21 protein-coding genes are annotated in these 23,014 nt (G+C 60.1%); 10 read left to right on the forward strand and 11 right to left on the reverse strand.

Annotation, left to right across the window (positions count from 1 at the left end; genetic code table 11):
• Nucleotides 1-49: 49 nt before the first annotated feature.
• A complete protein-coding gene (locus ACZ6YA_RS11780) occupies nucleotides 50-436 on the reverse strand; it encodes a tetratricopeptide repeat protein (protein ID WP_465897286.1) in 387 nt (128 codons plus the stop codon).
• A 180-nt stretch (nucleotides 437-616) separates the two neighbouring features.
• Here ACZ6YA_RS11780 and pyk point away from each other — a divergent pair, with 180 nt between their 5' ends.
• Nucleotides 617-2,071: a pyruvate kinase gene (pyk, locus tag ACZ6YA_RS11785; RefSeq protein ID WP_465897287.1), complete on the forward strand. Its 1,455-nt coding sequence runs from the start codon at nucleotides 617-619 to the stop codon at nucleotides 2,069-2,071.
• A 139-nt stretch (nucleotides 2,072-2,210) separates the two neighbouring features.
• Here the strand turns inward: pyk and ACZ6YA_RS11790 are convergent, their stop codons facing one another.
• Nucleotides 2,211-3,131, reverse strand: a complete 921-nt coding sequence (locus ACZ6YA_RS11790) for an iron-sulfur-binding ferredoxin reductase (protein ID WP_465897288.1) — start codon at nucleotides 3,129-3,131, stop codon at nucleotides 2,211-2,213.
• A gap of 248 nt (nucleotides 3,132-3,379) precedes the next feature.
• Between ACZ6YA_RS11790 and ACZ6YA_RS11795 the strand changes: the two genes are divergently transcribed.
• The 4 genes from ACZ6YA_RS11795 (at nucleotide 3,380) to ACZ6YA_RS11810 (ending at nucleotide 11,488) form a co-directional block, all read left to right on the forward strand.
• Nucleotides 3,380-4,903: a fumarate hydratase gene (locus tag ACZ6YA_RS11795; protein ID WP_465897289.1), complete on the forward strand. Its 1,524-nt coding sequence runs from the start codon at nucleotides 3,380-3,382 to the stop codon at nucleotides 4,901-4,903.
• A 206-nt stretch (nucleotides 4,904-5,109) separates the two neighbouring features.
• A complete protein-coding gene (locus tag ACZ6YA_RS11800) occupies nucleotides 5,110-6,153 on the forward strand; it encodes a hypothetical protein (protein WP_465897290.1) in 1,044 nt (347 codons plus the stop codon).
• A gap of 53 nt (nucleotides 6,154-6,206) precedes the next feature.
• Nucleotides 6,207-9,035: an RHS repeat domain-containing protein gene (locus ACZ6YA_RS11805; RefSeq protein WP_465897291.1), complete on the forward strand. Its 2,829-nt coding sequence runs from the start codon at nucleotides 6,207-6,209 to the stop codon at nucleotides 9,033-9,035.
• Nucleotides 9,032-11,488, forward strand: coding sequence for an RHS repeat-associated core domain-containing protein (locus ACZ6YA_RS11810; protein WP_465897292.1), 2,457 nt, complete (start codon nucleotides 9,032-9,034; stop codon nucleotides 11,486-11,488). Before ACZ6YA_RS11805 ends, ACZ6YA_RS11810 begins: the two co-directional genes overlap by 4 nt.
• 23 nt (nucleotides 11,489-11,511) lie before the next feature.
• Here ACZ6YA_RS11810 and ACZ6YA_RS11815 read toward each other — a convergent pair whose 3' ends face one another.
• The 7 genes from ACZ6YA_RS11815 to ACZ6YA_RS11845 form a co-directional block, all read right to left on the reverse strand.
• A complete protein-coding gene (locus ACZ6YA_RS11815; RefSeq protein ID WP_465897293.1) occupies nucleotides 11,512-12,102 on the reverse strand; it encodes a GNAT family N-acetyltransferase in 591 nt (196 codons plus the stop codon).
• Between the two features lie 134 nt (nucleotides 12,103-12,236).
• The gene (locus ACZ6YA_RS11820; RefSeq protein WP_465897294.1) at nucleotides 12,237-12,815 is read right to left on the reverse strand and encodes a DJ-1/PfpI family protein; all 579 of its coding nucleotides are present in this window, start codon (nucleotides 12,813-12,815) and stop codon (nucleotides 12,237-12,239) included.
• A 51-nt stretch (nucleotides 12,816-12,866) separates the two neighbouring features.
• Nucleotides 12,867-14,024 (reverse strand): phospholipase D-like domain-containing protein, encoded by a 1,158-nt coding sequence (locus ACZ6YA_RS11825; RefSeq protein WP_465897295.1) that lies wholly within the window; start codon nucleotides 14,022-14,024, stop codon nucleotides 12,867-12,869.
• A 1-nt stretch (nucleotide 14,025) separates the two neighbouring features.
• Nucleotides 14,026-14,607 (reverse strand): YceI family protein, encoded by a 582-nt coding sequence (locus ACZ6YA_RS11830; protein ID WP_465897296.1) that lies wholly within the window; start codon nucleotides 14,605-14,607, stop codon nucleotides 14,026-14,028.
• Between the two features lie 44 nt (nucleotides 14,608-14,651).
• On the reverse strand, nucleotides 14,652-14,948 hold the full coding sequence (locus ACZ6YA_RS11835) for an amidase (protein WP_465897297.1): 297 nt from the start codon (nucleotides 14,946-14,948) through the stop codon (nucleotides 14,652-14,654).
• The gene (locus ACZ6YA_RS11840) at nucleotides 14,945-16,006 is read right to left on the reverse strand and encodes a serine hydrolase domain-containing protein (protein ID WP_465897460.1); all 1,062 of its coding nucleotides are present in this window, start codon (nucleotides 16,004-16,006) and stop codon (nucleotides 14,945-14,947) included. The genes ACZ6YA_RS11835 and ACZ6YA_RS11840 overlap by 4 nt, the downstream gene beginning before the upstream one ends.
• A gap of 65 nt (nucleotides 16,007-16,071) precedes the next feature.
• Nucleotides 16,072-16,959, reverse strand: a complete 888-nt coding sequence (locus tag ACZ6YA_RS11845; RefSeq protein WP_465897298.1) for an acyl-CoA dehydrogenase middle domain-containing protein — start codon at nucleotides 16,957-16,959, stop codon at nucleotides 16,072-16,074.
• Between the two features lie 145 nt (nucleotides 16,960-17,104).
• Between ACZ6YA_RS11845 and olsB the strand changes: the two genes are divergently transcribed.
• The 3 genes from olsB to ACZ6YA_RS11860 all read left to right on the forward strand — a co-directional run bounded on the left by olsB (nucleotide 17,105) and on the right by ACZ6YA_RS11860 (nucleotide 19,806).
• Nucleotides 17,105-17,860 carry an L-ornithine N(alpha)-acyltransferase gene (gene olsB, locus ACZ6YA_RS11850; protein WP_465897299.1) on the forward strand — a complete coding sequence of 252 codons (756 nt, stop codon included), beginning with the start codon at nucleotides 17,105-17,107 and terminating at the stop codon, nucleotides 17,858-17,860.
• Nucleotides 17,860-18,648, forward strand: coding sequence for a lysophospholipid acyltransferase family protein (locus ACZ6YA_RS11855; protein ID WP_465897300.1), 789 nt, complete (start codon nucleotides 17,860-17,862; stop codon nucleotides 18,646-18,648). Before olsB ends, ACZ6YA_RS11855 begins: the two co-directional genes overlap by 1 nt.
• Nucleotides 18,649-18,774: 126 nt before the next feature.
• Nucleotides 18,775-19,806: a hypothetical protein gene (locus ACZ6YA_RS11860; RefSeq protein ID WP_465897302.1), complete on the forward strand. Its 1,032-nt coding sequence runs from the start codon at nucleotides 18,775-18,777 to the stop codon at nucleotides 19,804-19,806.
• 94 nt (nucleotides 19,807-19,900) lie between these two features.
• Here ACZ6YA_RS11860 and ACZ6YA_RS11865 read toward each other — a convergent pair whose 3' ends face one another.
• Entirely contained in the window at nucleotides 19,901-20,476 is a 576-nt protein-coding gene (locus tag ACZ6YA_RS11865) for an acyl carrier protein phosphodiesterase (protein WP_465897303.1), read from the reverse strand.
• Nucleotides 20,477-20,629: 153 nt separating this feature from the next.
• Here ACZ6YA_RS11865 and ACZ6YA_RS11870 point away from each other — a divergent pair, with 153 nt between their 5' ends.
• Both ACZ6YA_RS11870 and ACZ6YA_RS11875 read left to right on the forward strand, forming a co-directional pair.
• Nucleotides 20,630-20,932, forward strand: a complete 303-nt coding sequence (locus tag ACZ6YA_RS11870; RefSeq protein ID WP_465897304.1) for an ArsR/SmtB family transcription factor — start codon at nucleotides 20,630-20,632, stop codon at nucleotides 20,930-20,932.
• A gap of 18 nt (nucleotides 20,933-20,950) precedes the next feature.
• Entirely contained in the window at nucleotides 20,951-22,000 is a 1,050-nt protein-coding gene (locus ACZ6YA_RS11875; RefSeq protein ID WP_465897305.1) for an alkene reductase, read from the forward strand.
• 107 nt (nucleotides 22,001-22,107) lie between these two features.
• Here ACZ6YA_RS11875 and ACZ6YA_RS11880 read toward each other — a convergent pair whose 3' ends face one another.
• Nucleotides 22,108-22,935, reverse strand: coding sequence for an ATPase (locus ACZ6YA_RS11880; protein ID WP_465897306.1), 828 nt, complete (start codon nucleotides 22,933-22,935; stop codon nucleotides 22,108-22,110).
• Nucleotides 22,936-23,014: the final 79 nt, after the last annotated feature.

Below are 23,014 nucleotides of genomic sequence, written 5' to 3' on the forward strand. Positions count from 1 at the left end.
TTAGCGCAGCGCGCGCGGCAAATCCCGTGAAATAAACGATACCTTGGTGTTAACGCCAAGGAGAGGTAGTCACCGGGCTGGCCACCGCCGATTGGCCAGCACGATAGTGGCCAAGCTTCTCCAGGGTCTGCAGACGTGCCTTGGCCCGGTAGGCGTATTCGTTGCGCGGGTATTGCTGAATCAAGTACTCATAGGTTTGCGCAGCGTCCACGAACAACTGCTGGCGCTCCAGGCACTGGCCGCGCAGTAGCGACACTTCCGGGTGAATGAACGGCCGGGCACGGCTGGTGCGGTCGACCTGCGACAGCTCAAGCATCACCTTCTGGCAATCGCCACGGTCGTAGGCGCGGTAGGCGTTGTTCAAGTGATGGTCCATGGACCAGCGGGTGCAGCCGACGGCGCTGGCCGCCAGCATGAAAACGATCAGGGCTCGCATGGGGTATCTCCTTTGATGCCAGTGTATCGGCCATTGCTGGCAAATCTTCACAAGGTTTTGCAAGCGTACGCCGACCGTTCAAATGCCACCCTGCCTTGCGCGCAGGTAGTGCAACGGAACAATGACTACAGCGCAATTGAGGAGTAGCCTTTCGCTGCGCTTCACTATAGGAGTCTGTGCATGACCATCCGCCGTACCAAAATCGTCGCCACCCTTGGCCCCGCCAGCAATTCGCCGGAAGTGATCGAACAACTGATCCTTGCCGGCCTGGACGTGGCACGCCTGAACTTCTCCCACGGCACCCCGGACGAGCACAAGGCGCGCGCCCGCCTGATCCGTGACATCGCCGCCAAGAATGGCCGCCACGTCGCACTGCTGGGCGACCTGCAGGGTCCGAAGATCCGCATCGCCAAGTTCAGCAACAAGCGCATCGAACTGAAAGTCGGTGACAAGTTCACCTTCTCCACCGTCCACCCGCTGACCGAAGGCAACCAGGATATCGTCGGGATCGACTACCCCGACCTGGTCAAGGACTGCGGCGTAAATGACGAACTGCTGCTCGACGATGGCCGCGTGGTCATGCGCGTCGAAACCGCCACCGCCGATGCCCTGCACTGTGTGGTGATCGTCGGTGGTCCGCTGTCTGACCACAAAGGCATCAACCGCAAAGGTGGCGGCCTGACCGCGCCGGCCCTGACTGAAAAAGACAAGGCCGATATCAAGCTGGCCGCGGAAATGGACCTGGACTACCTGGCCGTGTCGTTCCCACGTGACGCCAAGGACATGGAGTACGCCCGCAAACTGCGTGACGAAGCCGGCGGCAGCGCCTGGCTGGTGGCCAAGATCGAGCGCGCCGAAGCCGTTGCCGATGACGAAACCCTCGACGGCCTGATCGCCGCCTCCGACGCGGTCATGGTTGCCCGTGGCGACCTGGGTGTGGAAATCGGCGACGCCGAACTCATCGGCATCCAGAAGAAGATCATCCAGCACGCTCGCCGCAACAACAAGGCAGTGATCGTCGCGACGCAGATGATGGAGTCGATGATCCAGAACCCGATGCCGACGCGCGCAGAAGTGTCCGACGTGGCCAACGCCGTGCTCGACAACACCGACGCGGTGATGCTGTCGGCCGAAAGTGCCGCCGGCGCATACCCGATCGAAGCCGTCCAGGCCATGGCGCGGATCTGCCAGGGTGCCGAGAAGCACCCGACCAACCTGAAGTCCAGCCACCGCCTGCACACCACCTTCGAGCGCTGCGACGAAAGCATCGCCCTGGCGGCCATGTACACCGCCAACCACTTCCCCGGCGTCAAGGCGATCATCGCCCTCACCGAAAGTGGTTACACCCCGCTGATCATGTCGCGCCTGCGTTCGCACGTGCCGATCTACGCCCTGACGCCGCACCGCGCCACCCAGGCCCGTGCCTCGATGTTCCGTGGCGTCTACCCGATCGCCTTCGACCCGGCCTCGCTGCCGGCCGACAAGGTCAGCCAGGCGGCGGTCGACGAACTGCTCAAGCGTGGGCTGGTGGAGCAAGGTGACTGGGTGATCCTGACCAAGGGCGACAGCTACCACACCATCGGTGGTACCAACGGCATGAAGATCCTGCATGTCGGTGATCCGCTGGTCGGCTGATAGCCTTCAAAGGGGCCGCTTTGCGGCCCATTCGCGGGCAAGCCCGCTTCCACAGGTTCTGCGCAATACGTAAGGACTGCGCATTACCTGTGGGAGCGGGCTTGCCCGCGAAGAGGCCGACGCCTATACCGCAAATGCCTCAGGCATGTTCAGAAAACACATCAGCAAACACCTGCCCCCGCGGCACCCCCGCAATAAACAGCCGCCGCGCAAAGCGCTCGACACTCCCCGGCGAGCCACACAGCAGCGCAACGGTCTGCCGTGATGATGGGCGCAATGCCGCAAGGGTTTCGTCCAGATGCGCCGCCAACACGCACTCGACGCTCACCCCCTCAATGCCAGGCAACGCCTGCGCCAAGTAATGCCCAGCGCCATCGCGCGCCACATGCATCACCCTGATTTCGCCCCGATGCCCCTGCCTCAGCGCCTCGCGCAAGATGCCCCATAACGGTGCAAGCCCAGTGCCCGCGGCCAATAGCCAGAGCGGTCGCGCCTGCCAGTCCGGATCGTAGTGCAACGCGCCGCCCCTGAGTTCCCCCAAGCGCATCGCGTCGCCAACCTTCAACTGGCGGGCGCTGTCACAAAATGCGCCTGGTCGCTGGCAGTCGATATGAAATTCGAGAAAATCATCTTCCCCCGGCAGGCTCGCCAGCGAATAGGGCCGAGCGACCGATCCGCACCACAGCACCACATGCTGACCCGCCTGGTAACGCAGCGCCCGCTCGGGCCGCAGGCGCAAACGCAACACATCCGCGAACCAGTCCAGTGCACAGATCTGCGCGGGTATCCCATCCTGCAGCGGGTCGAACACCGCCACGTGCAAGTCATCTACCACCCGGCATTGGCAGGCCAGGCGCCAGCCCTGTGCGTGCTTTTCCAGCGCCAATGCCTCGGGCAAGGCATCCGCCGGTTGCCCTTCCAGGCAATGCACCAGACAGGCGTGGCAGCTGCCGGCGCGGCAGCTGTATGGCACATTCAACCCCGCCTCGTTCAGGGCATCGAGCAGGTTGCTGCCGGTGGGCACCGTCCAGCGGCGCTGGCCCACACAGAGTTCAGGCATGGTCATTGTTTCTCCGGGTTTACAGGGCCACTCTAAGGCAAGCCAGCGCTGGCAGCAAAAAGGATGCCCGTTGCCTGCCGACCATGGTCCAGACCACACGCAGGTGTTTCGCCGCCACAGGCGCGCTATACTGCCGCGCCTTTTTACGTCGGCCTGACCTGCCGGCGCCTTGCCAGGCGTTTCGACACACCGTGTGCAGTGTCGGAAGGCCTTTACGAATGTTCCCGTCTTTAAGAGGAGCGCGCTGCATGACCGTGATCAAGCAAGACGACCTGATTCAGAGCGTCGCCGACGCCCTGCAATTCATCTCGTACTACCACCCCGTCGACTTCATCCAGGCGATGCACGAGGCCTACCTGCGTGAAGAGTCGCCTGCCGCGCGCGACTCGATCGCCCAGATCCTGATCAACTCGCGCATGTGCGCCACCGGCCACCGCCCGATCTGCCAGGACACCGGTATTGTCACCGTGTTCGTGCGCGTAGGCATGGACGTACGCTGGGACGGCGCCACCCTGAGCGTCGACGATATGATCAACGAAGGTGTGCGTCGCGCCTACAACCTGCCTGAAAACGTCCTGCGTGCTTCGATCCTGGCCGACCCGGCCGGTGCCCGCAAGAACACCAAGGACAATACCCCGGCCGTCATCCACTACTCGATCGTCCCTGGCGACAAGGTCGAAGTGGACGTCGCGGCCAAGGGCGGCGGGTCCGAGAACAAGTCGAAGATGGCCATGCTCAACCCGTCCGACTCGATCGTCGACTGGGTATTGAAGACCGTCCCGACCATGGGCGCTGGCTGGTGCCCGCCTGGCATGCTCGGCATCGGCATCGGCGGTACCGCCGAGAAGGCCGCGGTAATGGCCAAGGAAGTGTTGATGGAATCCATCGACATTCATGAGCTGAAAGCCCGTGGCCCGCAGAACCGCCTTGAAGAGATCCGCCTGGAGCTGTTCGAGAAGGTCAACCAACTGGGCATTGGCGCCCAGGGCCTGGGCGGCCTGACCACCGTGCTCGACGTCAAGATCATGGACTACCCGACCCACGCCGCCTCCCTGCCGGTGTGCATGATCCCCAACTGCGCCGCCACCCGCCACGCCCACTTCGTGCTTGACGGTTCCGGCCCTGCCGAGCTGGAAGCACCATCGCTGGACGCCTACCCGGAAATAGTCTGGGAAGCCGGCCCGAGCGCTCGCCGCGTCAACCTTGACGAGATCACCCCGGAAGAAGTCGCCAGCTGGAAGCCGGGCGAGACCATCCTGCTCAACGGCAAGATGCTCACCGGCCGCGACGCCGCGCACAAGCGCATGGTCGAGATGCTCAACCGTGGCGAAGAACTGCCGGTCGATCTCAAAGGCCGCTTCATCTACTACGTTGGCCCGGTCGATCCGGTCGGTGACGAAGTGGTAGGCCCAGCCGGGCCGACCACCGCCACGCGGATGGACAAGTTCACTCGCCAGATCCTCGAACAGACCGGCCTGCTGGGCATGATCGGCAAGTCCGAGCGCGGTCCGACCGCCATCGAAGCGATCAAGGACAACAAGGCCGTGTACCTGATGGCCGTCGGCGGCGCTGCCTACCTGGTGGCCCAGGCGATTCGCAAGTCCAAGGTCCTGGCGTTCGCCGAGCTGGGCATGGAAGCGATCTACGAGTTCGACGTGAAAGACATGCCGGTTACCGTTGCGGTGGACAGCAATGGTGAGTCGGTGCACATCACCGGGCCTGCGCTGTGGCAGGGCAAGATCGCCGAGAGTTTGGCAGTGGAAGTTAAGTAAGCCCTCCCTTCAAGTATAAAAAACCCGGCAAACGCCGGGTTTTTTTATACCTGCATTTCAGTAATTGACACCATTTACATCTAAAAGCCCAAGTCATACCTGGTAATTTTGCTAGGTGCCTAGCGTTGAATCCGAGGCTAGAATTGAACCTCAAAACAACTCCCAAGTGACAAGAAACACCCACCCATAAAACTGGAGTTATGTAGATGAAAAATAATAAAGCTGACCCTGGAATGTGGCTAGGCACATTTGAAATCCAAAACTTCTCTGCACCCATGGTCTATGGCAATGGCCGACAGCAGGTTATGATCGGTGTTACCGCTAAAGTTTTACCTGGCAATGATGACTTAACAGATAGTGAGTACGATAGTTTAAAAGTGGTGATCGAGAACCCCGACGGCACATATGTACCTCTCCCAACCGAGCGCCAGGGTCTGCTGGCTAACGGTGCCAACACACTGCTCGAAAAGAACACCGCCGAAGGGGAATGGTGGGGCACAGAGATACGCGACACTAGTTATGAATTCATGCCAGATGGTACTGGCGTCACGGAGCCAGAACCAAACAGCGCAGTCGCGGAAAAGCGTAGAACACTGTATGTTTCGACCACTACAGTGGGCGGCACCCGACTCAAACTGCGAGGCGTAATCACCCGAGACCATGGGTCGACTTATTATACTGACGCCGATAATGGTTTTTCAAGCTACGTTGAGATTACAACTTTAAACACCCCAACATACAGCAAAACTGATTATGACTTCCTCCAAGTCACCAACGACGGCAATATCAACCATACATTCCTTCACGAATATGCACTGAAATTCAAGAACCTGGCATTCAACGAGGTGAACCCCGACGACGAAACTGACGACAAAAAAAGGAAGAAAAACATTAACAACGGGGAGGGAATGATTCGTTGGCATAGAAGAGACAACACAGAGCGATACGCCACCTATGTGGGCATGTCGCGCCCAGGAACAGTCGATATTACTTATAACGATCTAATCGTATATGGCTCCACATTTGAGCCTTTGAAAGAAAGCAAAACCACGGAAAGCATGGCGTTGGTGCTAGTCTTGCAGGGCCACGACGCTATCCCATTCCACTTAGAAAGTGCGGGCGCGGTGGGCCCGTGCAAAAAAAAGGTCTTAGACCGTCACGGCAACATGCACAACATCGAATTTTTTTTCATAAATGAAGGGTCTGACCTAGATAAACGTACAAAAGTTGATTTCAACATAATGCTTTGAGCGCGCATCAACTATCTACTATCGCTTTGGCCTTTCCTGAAGAGATTCTTCCGATGAATACCGTGACGCCAGACAAAACGCTGACGCAACCGTCACTCCTCAACGCAGGCAGCATTCATAGCCAAGGCAGCAATTTTCTTCAAGCCGTCCAAACTGGCGTCGACCCTCGCACCGGCCAATTTAACCTAGCCATCTCTATTACGCTCGGCCAAGCCAACGATATGGGTGGGCCATCCTGGCCTTTCACGCTGAGTTACAATGCCCTGAACGCTCAGCAGGACAGCGGTTTCGGCCTCGGCTGGACGCTGCACTACACGCACCTGACCCGGCAAAATCAATATTGGACACTGACGCTTTCTTCGGGTGAGAAGTTTGCGGTGGATCTGCAAAACTCTGAGATCGATCCTGGCGGACGTTTAGCATTTCTCGATTACAAGCTGAACGCCATGCGGGTCACCGTTGAAGAACACCCGACGGTGAAAAATGAATTTGTTTTCCGCATCACGCATAAAAGTGGCGAAACTGAGCTCCTTCATAGGCCTGCCGCGTCCGGCAATACCTACGTGCTCCATGAACTTCGCAGTGCGGAAGGCCACAGCCTATACTTTGACTGGTCAAAATTTAATGACGTCATTTACCTGCTCAACGTACGCGACAATCGGCGCACGTTGGCCCAGTATGATCGGATTGAAAAAAAACTGACGCTGGAGCCCGGTACCGAGGCGTCTGCAGACTATTATTTCTACTTAAGTAACCACAGGCTAGGGCGGTTTGTTGTGCCGACTGTCACGGCCCCCTTCAGTTTCAACTACGAAGAAGTACAGGTTGGAGCGCAGCTTCTACTACTACCCCTTGAGGTAACTACCCCCCTAGGCGCTACGGACCGCATACAGTGGAGTAAATCCCTCGAAGCATCCCACCGTTTGCCGAGCAAGGCTCCCATCGACTTCATGCCACGGGTCACCAGTTGGCTAAGCACTGCAGGGCCCAGTGCTCCGGCCCTATTTCGACGTTATACCTGGGTGGGAACCCGCAATTACTTGGGCGGCGGCACCCCACAGGAATTCAATTGGCTAACGGGACAAGACACGCTCTACCGGTTGACGACGCGTTACGAATATTCCAGCACTGAAACGCAGATTACGGGTGACGTGAAGCTGCTCAGCGCCGTGCAGGCACTTGAGCAAGGGGCCCAGGCCGTTATAAATCGAGCCCTTGCTCTTTTGCAAGCCGCAGGCTTCGTCCAGCCTATCACAATCATAAAGCGAACGTGGGACAGGCATCATTTGCTGTTGAAGGAGATTACACAGGCCGGCAAGTGCCGAACCACGGTTGAAACCACGTACGGTGTTGATTACGACAAACACTGGGTGGAGCAGCCCCCCCAGTGCCAACTGCCGCATCGCATAAAAAAAACCTACAGACACATTAGTGACCGTACCCAGTACAGCGAAGAAACAGTCTACCAATACGACGAGTTTGGAAATACGACACTGACGCGATTTCCGACCTTAATTGAAGAGACCAGCACCTATTATCCAGCACAAGGCTCCCCCCTTCGCTGCCCTAGGGATGCCTCTGGGATGGTTCGCTTCCTTGAGAAGAAAACCGTCAAACCTGCAGCCGACGATGCACCCACGCTTTCTACACGTTATGAATACGAAGACTTGAACTCGTTGATCGACGGCGATCCCCCGCATGCAGTGGTATGCCTGGAAGAACTCAAGAACGAGACCACTGGCGAAATTCTGGAGATTACCCGGCAAACTTACGAGCGCACCGATTTGCGCTTGTATGGCCAGCAAAAGCAGGTAACGACACTGCTCAAAGGCAAACAGACCACAACATACTTCGATTACGAGATCACAGAACAACCGCCGCTGCTGTGGACGCAAACCACTGTTCAAGGCTACGATTTAAACGAAACGGCCAAGTCGGTCGTAAAAAGTGCCCGCTCACTGCTGACTGGCCTCACCTACTGTGAGCAATCCGCTGCTGGCGTTATAACCGCCTATGATTATGATCAACTGGGTCGCATCGTCAAAACGGTGCTCGCCAAGGGCGCGGGCAATTATGAAGCGACAATCACCTGCAACTATCACTTGAACGACGACTGGGTGAAATCCAATGCGCCGCGCATTGAAGACACCTTGGCCGCGCAGGTTGGCCGTGAGGAATCTGATGCCACTGGCCAGCGCAAACGCACTTGGCTTGATGGTCAGGGCCAAGAGGTACTGGTCCAACTCGAAGACTTCGACAATCAGCCTGGCGTGTTTTTCGACATCAATGTGACCCAGTACGATGCCTTGGGCCGCGAGGTGGAGCGCACCACACAGGACTGGCGCCCCGACGGCAACCTGCTACTCAAGTTGACAACCACCACCGCCTATGACGACTGGGGTGTGGCCAATCGTCAAACGGCGCCTACCGGCGTGACCACCCATACCCGCAGCGATCCTGCCCGGCGCTCTAGCGAACAATGGCAGGAAGGCCCAGACGGAAGCCTGACGGGTAGGCAAATTGGTTACATCAATGCAGCCGGCAGCCCTATCAAAACCGTCGTGAAGGACAACCATGGCCGCGTCGTGCGCACTACGGAATTTACCCGCGATGGCCTGGACCGCGTCATAAAAGAACGCGTAATACCGGCTAGCGGTCCCGAGGATAACGAAGTGATCACCGAGTTCGAATATGACGGTTATTCTCGAATCACCGCGCGCAAGCAGCATTACCAACAGGATGGCAAATGGTTTACCCGGGCAGTTAACTGGACCTATGCAGGCCATAGCGACGGTGACCATCCTGAATCGGTGTCGGTCGTCAACGCCGAAGCCAAGAGCAAGAGCAAGAGCAAGAGCAAGATTCGGAAAGGCGCACTATGAACTTGTCAGTAAAACGCAAATTCGCTCCTATTGGCCAACAGACCTTCGACGGCCTTGGCCGTCAACTCAGCGTAACGGTCGGTGGTCGTACTACCGCCTACCATTACGCCGTCGGGCAAATGCCCCCCAGCGCCAACACACTGGCCGATGGCCAACGCGTCGACTTCGCTTACGTGGCCGAACTGGACAACCTGGTCAGGCAGATCAAGCCAGACAACGAACCTGCCAACGACTTCACCTACGACCCCACGCTCGCCCTGATAAGCACCTCGACCGGGCCGCTTGGACGGCAGACGATGGCCTACACCGCTGGTGGCAAACCCAAGACCGACACCTGGGCCGTCGACGGCAGCGAGCACACCACCACCTGGCGCCACAGCCTGTCGGGCCTGCTGCTGGGCTACGAGGACGCCAGCGAGGTCGACCACCAGCGCCAGCATGATGCTTTCGGTCGCCTGTGCCGGGTGGTGGTAGGCAGCCTCACCTGCGCCATCACCTACGACGCGCTGTCCCGGCCCTGCAGCTACACCTCCCACGACAGCGCCAGTGGCAATCAACTGGTGCAGACCCTCACCTATGACAGCGTGGGCCGCGAGCACACTCGCACCTTCGCCGCCACCGTCGCCGGCGTGACCCGGACCGAAGTGCAGACCCTGACCTACACCGACCTCGACCAGGTCAAGGCACGTCACTGGAAAGACGACAGCCGCGAGGGCACCGAGACCTTCGCCTACGACCAGCTGGGCCGTTTGCACACCTATACCGCCGACGCTGCGGTGGCGCCGCTGGACCCGTTCGGCAACCGGGTGGTCAAGCAGGTTTTTACACTCAACGCACTGGATGGCTACGACACGGTGATCAGTACCTTCGCCGATGCCAGCGTGGATGAAGCCACCTATCGCTACGACAATGCCAAAGACCCCTGCCAGGTCAGCGCCATCGACCATACCCATAAAGACTGGCCGACCACGATCACCCTGACCTACGACCTACGCGGCCGTCTTGCGTCCGACAGCTTGGGCCGTACCCTGACCTGGGACGCCCAGGACCGTGTCACGCGCGTCGAATACAAGGGCCAGGTGTGTAAATATGCCTATGAACCCAGCGGCAACCTGTGTGACCGTACCGTCGACGACGTACTCACCCGCAGCTTCCACAGCGCCGATCAGTTGACCCATGAACGGACCGGCAATAACGAGCTGCGCCTGATAGGCGACGCCGGCCAGCTGCTGGCCCTCGACCGCCTCACCTTCGGTGTGCGTCAGGGCAACGCTACCCTGCTGGGCTGCGATGCTCAGGGCAGCGTGCGCATCGAGGCCGACGACGCCGTGCGCACCCGCCATTACACCGCCCATGGCGCCGAAAAGAACCCGCCAGACCCGGCAGCCAACCCGTACGGTTTCGCCGGCGAACGCCGCGAGCCGCTGACCGGCTGGTACATCCCCGGCGGCTACCGGCCTTACGACCCGCTGCTGATGATCTTCCTCGCACCGGACAGCGAAAGCCCGTTCGGCCGTGGCGGGATCAACCCCTATGCCTATTGCGCGGGCGACCCGGTCAACCGCATCGACCCGGATGGCCACAGCTGGGTCAAATGGCTGGTCTTTGGCATTACCACGGCGCTCGCCGTGGTCGGCACCGTCGCCACCTTCGGCGCGCTGGCCCCTGCATTCGCACTCACCGCTACCGGCGTCATGGCGATGGGGGCTGCAGCCTTGAGTGCCGTCTCTTTGGGGACCGGGGTGGCTTCTGAGTTGCTCACTACGATGGACAAGGATGCCAAGACGGCGAGTATTCTGGGGTGGATATCGCTAGGGACAGGGTTAGCCAGTGCCGGATTGGAGATGGCGCCGAGAGCAGCGACATCCGCAAACAAAATAAGTCGTTCAATCGGCAAAAGCCTGCGTAAGCATACATCTGTCCGCAATATGTCATGGGGGCCTGGCGATCAATTGACACTGGGCAAAGACAAGAGTGCTTTTGTCCAACACCTGTGGGGAAGCAACATCCCAGCCTACAGAGCACACGGACATGTAGAACAGAAAATTGCGCTGAACCTTAAAGGAAAGCGCGTTACCCCCACAGAACTAGCTGCTGAGCTCACGCCCTACCTTCAAAACGTGCCGGACGATCAACCCCTCGTTCTTATCGTTTGCAAAGCAGGAAAGACAGGGTTTGCCCAGGATATGGCAGACGCATTAAAGCGGCCAGTCGTAGCATTCGATGATGAGGTTCACACCATAGTATCTGCAGACAGTCTCACAAAACCGCTCGACCCACTGGGAGCCGAAGGGACAAAGAACTGGATGAAAAATCGTATAAAACGCCCCGTGCAAGCCAGCGACCCCCCCATTGCAGGAGGTCACTTTCGCCGCTCAAATCCCAGGCTTTTCACTCCTGAAAACTTTAATGGAACTCTCCGCAATGACTGGCACAACCTACTGAACAGCTGAAAAAGTCCATGTCAGCAGGCGGCTCAGATTGGCAATTCCTTGAGCCAGAACGACATGATCTTGTCACTGCGTTCCTGCTCGTTAAGATCGCGCCATGCATAGGTTGTACGCAACGAAGGGTCATCGAGGAAACCGCGGTTGCGCCAGAACCCATGCAAGGGTCTGTAGTCGGCAGGCCGCAGCGGATGACCACCGGGTCGCTCGACGGCGCAGAACGCGCAGTAGTCGAACTCGGCCAACTTGTGCGCGTAGGACTCGCGTTCGATAAAGAAGCGAACGCCCAGACCGCGACCACGGTATTCGGGCAGCACCAGCGACCCGCCGAAGTAGTAGACGCTGGCGGGGTCACGCCCCTGCGCCAGGAACGGCTGCTGGAACTCTGACGCAACGTCCACCAACGGTACTCCGGTAGAAGCCCCGACCACCTTGCCGTCGTCCAGTGCCAGCACTGCCAGGCTGCGGCCCGAGCGAGCGTAGGCCGCCAGGTGGTCGGCCTCGTACTCCGGAGTGCCGTCATAGAGATAGGGAAACTCACGAAACACGGTCAGGCGCAGGCGAGCGAGTTCATCGATGTAAGGCGCGATAGCGGCGCCGTGCAACAGGCGTATTTGCATGCTTGGCGGTCGTTCTGTCGATGTGGATGACACGCTCGGCTAAGCCGGGCTTGAGGGGAAACGCTATCATCCGCAGTGACGCACCGCCTTTTCCCTGCACGACAGGTATTGTTCCATCAGCGCTATCGAACGCGTCAACTGATGCGCGTGCCCAATACTTTGAGGAAGGCCGCCAACCAAGCGGGATGCGCTGGCCATGCTGGCGCCGTCACCAGGTTGCCCTGGACATGCGCCTGGTCCACCGCGATATCGATGAACGTCCCACCGGCCAGCCGCACTTCCGGCGCACAGGCCGGATACGCGCTACATTCGCGCCCTTCCAGCACCCCAGCCGCCGCCAGCAGTTGCGCGCCATGGCACACTGCCGCAATCGGCTTGCCTGCCTGGTCGAAAGCGCGGACCAACTGCAGCACCCGCTCATCCAGGCGTAGATACTCCGGCGCACGGCCACCCGGGATCAGCAAGGCATCGTAGCTTTCGGGACGCACCTGAACGAAGTCATGATTCAAGGCAAAGTTGTGGCCGGGCTTTTCGCTGTAGGTCTGTTCGCCCTCGAAATCATGAATTGCGGTGCGAACGGTCTGCCCGGCGATTTTTTCCGGGCACACGGCATGGACGGTATGGCCGACCATGCTCAGGGCCTGGAACGGCACCATCGCCTCATAGTCCTCGACGTAATCGCCCACCAGCATGAGAATCTTCTTCGCCGTCATCGCATCCACTCCTTCGTTTGCAGGGGAATAATCACTGCACGATAGTCGTAATCAGTCGCGACGGTCGAGGAAGTTGACGACCAGCCGATCCAGCCAGCCCCACGCCCGCTGCTTCACGCGACGCCACAACGGCCGGGCGTGCCAGTGATCCAGGTCGACTTCTTCACTCAGGGCGAAATCGCGCTCGAAACTGGCCAGCACGGCGTCCGTCAACGGCAAGTGCAGCGCCTCGACGTTGGCCTCCAGGTTGAACCGCAGGTTCCAGTGGTCGAAGTTGCACGAGCCGATACTGACCCAATCGTCCACCAGCACCATCTTCAAATGCAGGAAACACGGCTGGTATTCGTAGATCCGCACCCCGGCCCGTAATAGACGGGGGTAGTAGCGGTGGCCGGCGTAACGTACCGAAGGGTGATCGGTACGCGGCCCGGTGAGCAGCAGCCGCACGTCGACACCTTTGCCCGCAGCCCGGCGCAGCGAGCGACGCACGCTCCAGGTTGGCAGAAAATACGGCGTGGCCAGCCACACACGTTGCTTGCCACTGTTCAGCGCGCGGACCAACGAATGGAGGATGTCGCGGTGTTGGCGGGCGTCGGCATAGGCCACCCGCCCCATGCCCTGCCCCTGCGCAGGCACCTTGGGCAGGCGTGGCAGGCCGAAGCCTTCAGGGGGGCGCCAGGCGGTACGGCGGTTGTTAGCCTGCCATTGGCGATCGAAAAGCAGTTGCCAGTCGCCCACCAGCGGGCCCTGCATCTGCACCATCACCTCGTGCCACTCGCTGGTCGCCTCACCCGGGGTCCAGAACTCGTCGGTGACACCGGTGCCACCCACCACTGACCAGCGCTCGTCCACCAGCAGCAGCTTGCGGTGGTCGCGGTACAGATTGCGCAAGCCTCGGCGCCAGCGCAGGCGGTTGTACCACCGCAGGTAGACACCGGCGTCCAGCAGCCGTTGGCGCAAAGCCGAATTGAAAGCGAGCGAGCCATAATCATCGAACAGGCAGCGCACCCGCACACCCCGTCGCGCCGCTTGCTCCAGCGCCACGACCACCGCCTCAGCGCAGACGCCGGCCTCGACCAAGTACAGTTCCAGATCGACCTGGCGTTCGGCGCGCTCGATCAGTTGGAGCATGCGCGGGAAGAATTCAGGCCCGTCGATCAGCAGCTCGAACTGATTGCCATCGCGCCAGGGGAAAACCGGCCCCGGCATTTCAGCGCGCGTTGAAGATCAGCACCGCATTGACCGGTACCGTCGGGTTGATGGACTTGAGCTTGGCGAACTTGCGCAAGGTTTCCAGGCCTGGCCCCAGGCCGAAGTCCTCGGCACGCAGAATCAAGGGTTCGAGGGTTACCACCTGGAAACGCCGCGCGTCCAGGCGAGTCGCCAGCAGCAAGGCGTTGTAGCTGTGGGACTGGCCGTGCAGGGTGACGGTCAGCGGCAGGCGCAATTCGATCTGTGCACCGTCGGCCAGGTCGTTGATCGGCCGCAGGTCGAGCTGGGCCTTGACCGTCGCCTCGGCAAAACGGCCAACCTCGAACAAGTCATCACGCATGCGTTCGTCGCGCAGCGGGATGCCGCTGCTCACCGAGTCCATCTCGATACGCAGCCCAGCCACGCCTTTGCGGTCGACGCTGCCATGCAGCACCAGAAAACGGTGAACCTCGGCCGTGTCACCGTTCTTGCCGGTGACGAACGACAGCCGTGAGGACTCACCATCGAGGTGCCAGTTGGCGTGGGCGGGCAGGCATAAAGCCAGCAGCAGGGCGGGCAGAAGACGGGGCAGCTTGAACATGACAGATCTCGTGAAACCAGACCGTCAACCTTAACCGCCCGCCTTCACGGCAGCAAGCGGCAGCCGGCCTGCGCGGACTGCCAGGCAGCCTGATTGCGTTGGCCCAAACCCTCGGCGGTGATCACCCGCTGCGGGCGGTCTTCTTCCAGTCTGCTCAGCGGCAACCACTGTTTCACGTAACCCCGGCAATACGCCTGATCGAAGCCCATGACAAAACGGCACGAGCAATACTCCTTGGCCGAATAGGCCGAGAGGATGCCCGGGAAGTCCGCCAGCGCCTGGCGTTCGAGCCAGGCCCAGCCCAGTAAAGCGACGAACGCCAGTAACAGCAGACGTTTCATGCGCCCTCCTTGGCCAATGCCGCCAGCACCCGCTTGAGCAATTCGTTAGGGCTGTAGCTGCCATCGCGGTCATCGGCATAACGGACGATGACCAGCTTCTGAGTCGGCAGCACATAGAGGGCCTGCCCCCAGTGGCCGAGGGCGGCATAGGTATCTGCTGGCGCATCGGGCCAGGGCGCCGCACTGCCATTCAGTGGCTGGTTGAGCCACCAGTGGCCGCCAGGGTTGGCTTCGCCGGGGGTGGCCTGGGCCTGGCTGAACAGCAGGCGGTTGAAGGCCACCCAGCTGGCCGGCACCAGCTGACGATCAGCCCAGCGCCCTTCGCGCTGCATCAGCAGGCCGATGCGCGCCAGGTCACGGGCGCTGAGGTAGAGGTAGGAGGAGCCCACGAAGGTGCCCGTGCCATCGCGTTCCCACACGGCGCTTTCGATACCGAGCGGGGTGAACAACGCCTGCCAGGGATAATCAGCGTAGGCGCCGGGGTCGAGCATGCCGCGCAAGGCGGCGGCCAGGACATTGCTGTCGCCACTGGAATACCGGAACCGTTTGCCGGGTTTCTCGACAGCCGTGCGTGCTGCGGTATAGGCCGCCATGTCATTGCGCCCGCGGGTGTAGAGCATGGCCACTACCGAGGACTTCAGCGGCGCGTATTCGTAGTCTTCCTGCCAGTCCAGACCGCTGGCCCAGTGCAGCAGATCGGCCAGGCACACGTCAGGATGCGTCTGCATGGGTAGATAGAAGCGCGCTACCGGGTCCTGCAATTGGAAACGCCCCTCGCCCTGGGCCACGCCCAGCACCGTGGCAAGCACGCTCTTGCTCACCGACCAGGTGAGGTGAGCAGTGCTCGCCGTGGTGGGGGCTGTGTAACGTTCGTAGAGGATACGGCCGTCTCGGATGATCAACAGCGCATCACTGCGAATACCGCTGCGCTCGCTCACGCTGCGCTCGGGGAAGGCGTAGCTGTCGACGGCCTGCCAATCGGTGGCGCTGGTCTCTGCCTGCCAATCCGGCAAGGGCCACTCCTCGGCCCAGGCCGAGCTGATCGCCATTGTCCACATCAACCACCATGCCTTCATCGCCAGCCGCCCTTGAGCTCAACGCAGCCCCCAACCCTGGCAGGCGTTCATGACAATCCGGCGGCACTCCAAGCTTTTGCCAACCGCTTCTCCCGAGCAGCGGTAGCCAGCGCCATCACTCCCTGGTCCCGCTGCCAGAGCTGCGCCCACTGTGCCGGCCCCACCACCAGCGCCTTGTCGATGGGCCCTTTGAGTGCCTGAAACTGCTCGAACAAACCGCCCAGCAACAAATGGCAGCCGACACTATCGGCACACTGACGGCTGGCCTCGGCACAACCTGCCAACAAACCCATCAGGCGCAGCCGCAGATCTTGCGGCCAGGCACATTCCTGCCCTACCCCGTAAAGCCAAGCCACCATCGCCGCCAGCACATACAAGTCTTCCAACGAACGGAACGGTTTGACGTAAGCATCCCAGCCATCGCCGGCCAGCAGTTCGCAGGCCGCCTGCTGCAGTTGCAGGCGCCCATGGCCGACCTCGGGCATCAACGGCAAAGTGGGCAAAGCCTCCAGGGTCACCCCCGGCTCCCCCGGATAAACCACCGCCAAATTAAGCCGCGGCGGCTCACCCGCCCCTTCGCTGCGCGCTGCCACCAGTAGCCATTCAGCATCGAGCCCGGCGGTGACGAAATCCTTGCTGCCGGTCAGGCGCAAACCCTCCAGGCGCGTTTGCATATCCGCCGGACGCACGCTGCGCCGTTCGGTGGCACACAACGCGCCGAGACTGGCCGGTGCGCTGGGCCAGAGCATGCGCAAGGCGGCCTGGTAGCCGATGAGAAACGCCAGCCCAGGCGTGGCCATGGCCCGCCCGCCCAACACCGCCAGCTCGAACGGGGCAACCGCACCGAGGTGCTCGAGCTGCGCGGCATAGGTCTCGCCCAGGGTGCCCGCCAAGGGCTGACGGAGGGGGTCGTTGAGTCGTTGCAACCAGGCCATCGGACGCTCCTTGAGGGGCTGTTGTGGGGTGTCACGCAAGCATCACCAAAGATTCACTGAGGTGACACCGCGCCTACCTAGGCTGACTTTGCACAACAAAGCCGACCGGCCGCAACCCTTAATGGCTGGCTTATGGAGACTCGCAATGACTCGGATCGCTCGCTCTGGCGACAACCGCACTGAACGCCGTCTACAAGCCGAGCGCCTGGTCGGCGCCGCGGCCCTGCAGGAAGCACAGGCCCTGCGCTACAAGGTGTTCAGCGCAGAATTCAAGGCCAAGCTCAAAGGCGCCGACCAGGGCCTGGACATGGATGATTACGATGTCCACTGTCAACACATCGGCGTGCGCGACCTGAGCACCGGCGAACTGGTCGCCACCACCCGCCTGCTCGACCACCAGGCCGCCAGCAGCCTGGGGCGCTTCTACAGCGAAGAAGAATTCAGCCTGCACGGCCTGCGGCAATTGCAGGGCCCGATCCTCGAACTGGGCCGCACTTGCGTCGACCCCGGCTACCGCAACGGCGGCACCATCGCCGTGCTCTGGGGCGAGCTGGCCGAGGTACTCAACGAAGGCCGCTACAGCTACCTGATGGGCTGCGCCAGCATCCCCATGCAGGACGGCGGCGTGCAGGCCCACGCCATCATGCAGCGCCTGCGTGAACGCTACCTGTGCACCGAGCACCTGCGTGCCGAACCGAAGAAGCCGCTGCCGAACCTGGCCATGCCGAGCAACGTCATCGCCGAAATGCCGCCGCTGCTCAAGGCCTATATGCGCGTGGGCGCGAAGATTTGTGGCGAGCCGTGCTGGGACGAAGATTTCCAGGTCGCTGACGTGTTCATACTGCTCAAGCGCGCCGACCTTTGCCCGCGCTATGCACGTCATTTCAAGGCGGCGGTCTGATGCTGCGGTTGCGGGTGATTGCCCGTTTTGGCCGGTTGTTGCTGGTATTGCTGTTGGGCGCTGTCATGGCCAGCATGATCGCCATCGGCGAGCGCCTGGGGCACAAGGCTGCATTAGCGTTGCGCCAGCGCTGGAGCCGTTGGTTCATGCAACGTCTGGTGGCTGCGCTGCCCTTCGACGTGCAGGTGATTGGCCAACTGCCGCAGCAGCCCATGCTCTGGGTGGGCAATCATGTGTCCTGGACCGACATCCCCCTGCTCGGCATGCTCACGCCACTGTCTTTCCTGTCCAAGGCCGAAGTGCGCCACTGGCCGCTGGCCGGCTGGCTGGCAGAGAAAGCCGGCACGCTCTTCATACGGCGCGGCGGCGGCGATGCCCAGCGCCTGCGTGGGCAGATTGCTGAGCAGTTGGGCCAGGCGCGCCCCCTGTTGATCTTCCCGGAAGGCACCACCACCGACGGGCGCACGCTGCGCACTTTCCATGGCCGCTTGCTGGCGGGCGCGATCGACCAAGGCACGCCGCTGCAGCCGGTGGCGATCGAATATCGGCGTGAGGGCGAGCCCGATCCGATTGCCCCGTTCGTGGGCGATGATGATGTGCTGTCGCACTTGCTGCGGTTGTTTGCTCAGCCCCGTGCGCAGGTGCGAATTCACCTACTTGAACCCATTACCAGCCTGGGTCAAGAGCGCGCAGCGTTAGCCTTTCAGGCACAACGGGCAATTTACAGGGCTTTATTTGGGACTGTTGAAGTCGAGACCGCATCTCGTCGGCAGGTACGGGCTGCCTGAGCGGGCTATCGGTGTGCTTAACCATTCACGTTATTACAGAAACATACGACAAGTGACCTAGTAATTATGCTAGGTGCGAACGTTGGGTTTTGGTGCTTTTATAAAGCACCCCCAAGGAGCACGATCATGACACACTTGAACGCAACAGCTGAAACACAGGACGATTCGAGGGTAGATAGCCTCAAGACTTTCAGAATCCAAGGTTTGAATGAAAGCACTGACAAGTATAATTGCCCACTGTACGCAAACGGCTATCAAACTACTTACATTTATATTTATATAGATGCCAAAGATAAAGACGGCATGTCAATTCCGATTTCCGACGCCGCGCTCGACACAATTAGTCTCTATAACTACGACAGCAAACAACCGCTTGACTCGAAACTCTTTACAAGCTCTAAAACTTTCGAAAAGCGTGACAGCTATTTCAACATCCTCAAGTATTCATCAGATGGCACGCTACTCATTCACAGCCACCCGGCAGAGTCGTCCGCAGACACAATTGAAAAACCCACGCCTCACAATAGCAGCCTGAGTGTAAGGCAACTCTGGATAAAAACGACCCTCGATGAAAAGACCAGGATAGGCGCAGCGATTGTAATCAATGGCATCAGATACACTACTTTGATCAGCGACACTCCTGGCACCCCCGGTGAGGTCGTCGCCGGACATTCGAACAGCAGCGCTGTTTTGGATGGACTAAGTCAAAAAATCTTTTTATCAAGAGACAGCATGGAAGTTAGTCGAGATGAATCAGAAGGAAAATCGGGTTTAGACATTGACATCTACTTACTCAAAAGCACACATCCAACTTGTAAATTCGTATACAGCACACCCTCACAAGACCGCCTAATAATAGACAACTACATAGGGGGATCTAAATGGAATGTAGCCTATTACCTGCCGCTCAACTCGCTGAAAACGTTTTATCACCGCCGACACGCCCATGACGAACAGTATGATCTTCCTATAAATAGAGTGCCCAACACCTTGTACGCCGTCCGTTTCAAGCATACCGATCACGATCATTGGGGTGAAGGTGAAATAGAGAACCCGCAAAAAATTCAAATTACGCTACGGGATCAAAATGGTAACCCCCATTACGTTTACATAACAACAGTTGAAGATGGGAATCAGATAAAATTCAGCGACACTTGAGAGCGTCTTTGAGCTTATCGTGGCGCGCAACCTGCCGACTGTATCCGGTACGAGCTTTCGCAATGCAATACGCGAAGAGGTCAGTCCCGTACATTTACATTCCTCCGCTCTGCGCAAATACCATCACCCTTGGATAGAATTCGCGAAAATCCGCCAGCAACGGCTCATACAACTTTTCTAATTCCTCCATCACCCCTGCCAACCCCTGAGGGCGTGACAAGCGCCTGGCAATCCCGTTGAACACCTTCTCCAGTGTCGCGAAATCCTCATACGCACCCAACCAATCATCCGCAGCCATCAACGGCGCAATATGTGCCAAACGCCCGGGCCACTCAGGTTCAGCTAACAACACCTGATAAAAGTCATGGGTGAACTGCACCAAGGGTTGCTCGGCATAATCGTGCCAATGCTTTGCCAGACAATGGTCGAAGAACACATCCAGTACGATTCCAGCATAGCGCCGTCGTTCACGGGGAAAGCGTGCCAGCGAGGCCAGCACCAGCGGATGGCTGTCAGTGAAACTGTCGATATGCCGGTGCAGACGAATCGCCGCCTCCAGCATGGGCGGGAAGCGCCCTTCGAGGCCACCCTTGACGAAATCGCCATACAGGCTGCCGAGCAATTGTTGCGGCGCAGGGCCGCCCAGGTGCAGGTGTGCGAGGTAGTTCATGGAGGCAGTCTAGCACCACGCGCCCTCATATCGTTATAACGCGATATAGCGATTCGTGCTCAGCTCAGAACCTCTTCATATTTCTATATCGGGAAAGACCGATTTATATTTCGTCCCATCGCGATATGCCGCTACACCATGAGCCTGATACCCATGCCCCTCGACCTCGACGAAATAATAAAAGCCCTGGCCCACCCGGTCCGCCGAGAAATCCTCCACTGGCTGAAAGACCCGGCAGCGCACTTCCCCGCCCAGCACCACAGCATTGAGAACGGTGTCTGTGCCGGGCAGATCGACCAACGTTGCGGCCTGTCGCAGTCGACGGTCTCTGCGCATCTGGCGACCTTGCAGCGCGCCGGCCTGATCAGCAGCCAGAAGGTCGGGCAGTGGCATTTCTTCAAACGCAATGACGCCGCCATCCAGGCATTCCTCGAACAACTGCGCCAAGCACTCTGACAAAGCAGGTAAACCCTTATGACCACGCTTTTCGATCCAATCACGCTGGGCGACGTACAACTGCCCAACCGCATCATCATGGCCCCCCTGACCCGCTGCCGCGCCGACGAAGGGCGCATTCCCAACGCGCTGATGGCCGAGTACTACGTGCAGCGCGCCAGCGCAGGGCTGATCCTCAGCGAAGCGACCTCGGTGACGCCAATGGGCGTCGGCTACCCTGACACTCCGGGCATCTGGAACGACCAGCAGGTACGCGGCTGGAACAACATCACCAAAGCCGTGCACGGCGCGGGCGGGCGGATCTTCCTGCAGCTGTGGCATGTAGGCCGCATCTCGCACCCCAGCTACCTGAACGGCGAACTGCCCGTGGCGCCCAGCGCCATCCAGCCCAAAGGCCATGTCAGCCTGGTACGCCCGATCACCGAATACCCAACCCCACGCGCCCTGGAAACCGAAGAGATCGCCGACATTGTCGAGGCTTACCGCAGCGGCGCCGAGAATGCCAAGGCGGCCGGATTCGATGGCGTGGAAATTCACGGTGCAAACGGATACCTGCTCGACCAGTTCCTGCAGAGCAGCACCAACCAGCGCACAGACCGCTACGGTGGATCGCTGGAAAACCGTGCCCGCCTGCTGCTGGAAGTGACCGACGCGGCCATCGAGGTATGGGGCGCCGGCCGGGTCGGCGTGCACCTGGCGCCGCGTGCCGATTCCCATGACATGGGCGACGCCGACCGCGCCGAGACCTTCAGCTATGTGGCAGGGGAACTGGGCAAACGCGGCATCGCCTTCATCTGCTCGCGGGAGAAAGAGGCTGACGACAGTATCGGGCCGTTGATCAAAGCAGCCTTCGGCGGCCCTTACATCGTCAACGAACGTTTCGACAAAGCCAGCGCGAATGCGGCGCTGGCCAGCGGTAAGGCCGATGCGGTGGCGTTTGGCGTGCCGTTCATTGCCAACCCGGATTTGCCAGCGCGGCTGGCGGCCGATGCGCCTTTGAACCAGGCGCATCCGGAAACCTTTTATGCCAAGGGGCCGGTGGGTTACATCGATTATCCGCGGCTGTGATTGGGGCCCATTCGCGGGGCAAGCCGGGTCGCCGGACCGCCGCTCCCACAGGGTCGCAATTCACACCTGTGGGAGCGGGCTTGCCCCGCGAAGAATGCAGTGAGGTCTCAAGGCCTTGCGTTGATCTGCTGCTGCAGGTTCTGGATCTGGCTCTGCAAGGTGTTCAGGTTACGCGTGGTCTGCCCGCGAAACGCATCGAACTCCTGCATCGTAGCACCACTGGCCGGCGCCGCAGCCGGGCGATTGTCCGCCTGGCTCTTTAAAACCAGCACATCCTGCTCCAGGCTCTCGATGGCCGCTTTGGGGTTGCCCTGCTTCTTCAGCGCCGCCACTTCATCGCTCAGGCTCTTGAGCTGCCCGTCGAGCTTGCCGCCATCCACCTGGCCCGATTTCAGCGCCGCCAGCTCGCCATTCACCGCCTTCAATTGCGCCTGCAACTGAGCCTGCAGTTCAGTCACGGCCTTCTGCTGTTCGCGGGTATCGGCCAGCACCTGCTCCAGGCGCTTGCCCAGGTCACCTGCCTGCCCGGCCACACCCTGCTGTTGCTTGCCCTGCTCGGCCAGGCTGGCCTGCAGTTGGCGAATCTGCAGTTTCAGGGCCTCGCTGCCGGTGCTGCTGGTGGACTCGCTGGCATCGACCTTGCCGCTGATGGCCTGCAGGCGCCCCGCCGCGTCTTCACTGATGCGGGCAAAGCTTTCCTGGGTGGCGACCAACTGCTGCTCCATCAGCGAGATCTGCTGAAAGCTCCACCAGCCAAGCCCGGCCAAGGCAATGAACGAGGCGCCGAGCAATGCCCACAGCGGCCCGGTGCTGGCCGGTCTGGCGGCCTTCTGGCGGCTGCGCGACACATGCGCGGGCAACAGCTCGTCATCATCAGGGGTACCGGCCCGCAGGGCGGGCACGTCATCGAAATCGTCGTGGGCATCGTTACGCATGGGTAGTTTCAACCGCAGTAATAGCAAAGAGGCATGAGTATAAACCGCTCGCGCGGCGCACTGATGACCATCATCTCTG

Source organism: Pseudomonas sp. NPDC090752 (assembly GCF_055584805.1).

Excerpts from the sequence above, each read along its gene's own strand:
- ACZ6YA_RS11780 (WP_465897286.1), bottom strand. The coding sequence starts at position 436 with ATGCGAGCCCTGATCGTTTTCATGCTGGCGGCCAGCGCCGTCGGCTGC.
- pyk (WP_465897287.1), top strand. The coding sequence starts at position 617 with ATGACCATCCGCCGTACCAAAATCGTCGCCACCCTTGGCCCCGCCAGC.
- ACZ6YA_RS11790 (WP_465897288.1), bottom strand. The coding sequence starts at position 3,131 with ATGCCTGAACTCTGTGTGGGCCAGCGCCGCTGGACGGTGCCCACCGGC.
- ACZ6YA_RS11795 (WP_465897289.1), top strand. The coding sequence starts at position 3,380 with ATGACCGTGATCAAGCAAGACGACCTGATTCAGAGCGTCGCCGACGCC.
- ACZ6YA_RS11800 (WP_465897290.1), top strand. The coding sequence starts at position 5,110 with ATGAAAAATAATAAAGCTGACCCTGGAATGTGGCTAGGCACATTTGAA.
- ACZ6YA_RS11805 (WP_465897291.1), top strand. The coding sequence starts at position 6,207 with ATGAATACCGTGACGCCAGACAAAACGCTGACGCAACCGTCACTCCTC.
- ACZ6YA_RS11810 (WP_465897292.1), top strand. The coding sequence starts at position 9,032 with ATGAACTTGTCAGTAAAACGCAAATTCGCTCCTATTGGCCAACAGACC.
- ACZ6YA_RS11815 (WP_465897293.1), bottom strand. The coding sequence starts at position 12,102 with ATGCAAATACGCCTGTTGCACGGCGCCGCTATCGCGCCTTACATCGAT.
- ACZ6YA_RS11820 (WP_465897294.1), bottom strand. The coding sequence starts at position 12,815 with ATGACGGCGAAGAAGATTCTCATGCTGGTGGGCGATTACGTCGAGGAC.
- ACZ6YA_RS11825 (WP_465897295.1), bottom strand. The coding sequence starts at position 14,024 with ATGCCGGGGCCGGTTTTCCCCTGGCGCGATGGCAATCAGTTCGAGCTG.
- ACZ6YA_RS11830 (WP_465897296.1), bottom strand. The coding sequence starts at position 14,607 with ATGTTCAAGCTGCCCCGTCTTCTGCCCGCCCTGCTGCTGGCTTTATGC.
- ACZ6YA_RS11835 (WP_465897297.1), bottom strand. The coding sequence starts at position 14,948 with ATGAAACGTCTGCTGTTACTGGCGTTCGTCGCTTTACTGGGCTGGGCC.
- ACZ6YA_RS11840 (WP_465897460.1), bottom strand. The coding sequence starts at position 16,006 with ATGTGGACAATGGCGATCAGCTCGGCCTGGGCCGAGGAGTGGCCCTTG.
- ACZ6YA_RS11845 (WP_465897298.1), bottom strand. The coding sequence starts at position 16,959 with ATGGCCTGGTTGCAACGACTCAACGACCCCCTCCGTCAGCCCTTGGCG.
- olsB (WP_465897299.1), top strand. The coding sequence starts at position 17,105 with ATGACTCGGATCGCTCGCTCTGGCGACAACCGCACTGAACGCCGTCTA.
- ACZ6YA_RS11855 (WP_465897300.1), top strand. The coding sequence starts at position 17,860 with ATGCTGCGGTTGCGGGTGATTGCCCGTTTTGGCCGGTTGTTGCTGGTA.
- ACZ6YA_RS11860 (WP_465897302.1), top strand. The coding sequence starts at position 18,775 with ATGACACACTTGAACGCAACAGCTGAAACACAGGACGATTCGAGGGTA.
- ACZ6YA_RS11865 (WP_465897303.1), bottom strand. The coding sequence starts at position 20,476 with ATGAACTACCTCGCACACCTGCACCTGGGCGGCCCTGCGCCGCAACAA.
- ACZ6YA_RS11870 (WP_465897304.1), top strand. The coding sequence starts at position 20,630 with ATGCCCCTCGACCTCGACGAAATAATAAAAGCCCTGGCCCACCCGGTC.
- ACZ6YA_RS11875 (WP_465897305.1), top strand. The coding sequence starts at position 20,951 with ATGACCACGCTTTTCGATCCAATCACGCTGGGCGACGTACAACTGCCC.
- ACZ6YA_RS11880 (WP_465897306.1), bottom strand. The coding sequence starts at position 22,935 with ATGCGTAACGATGCCCACGACGATTTCGATGACGTGCCCGCCCTGCGG.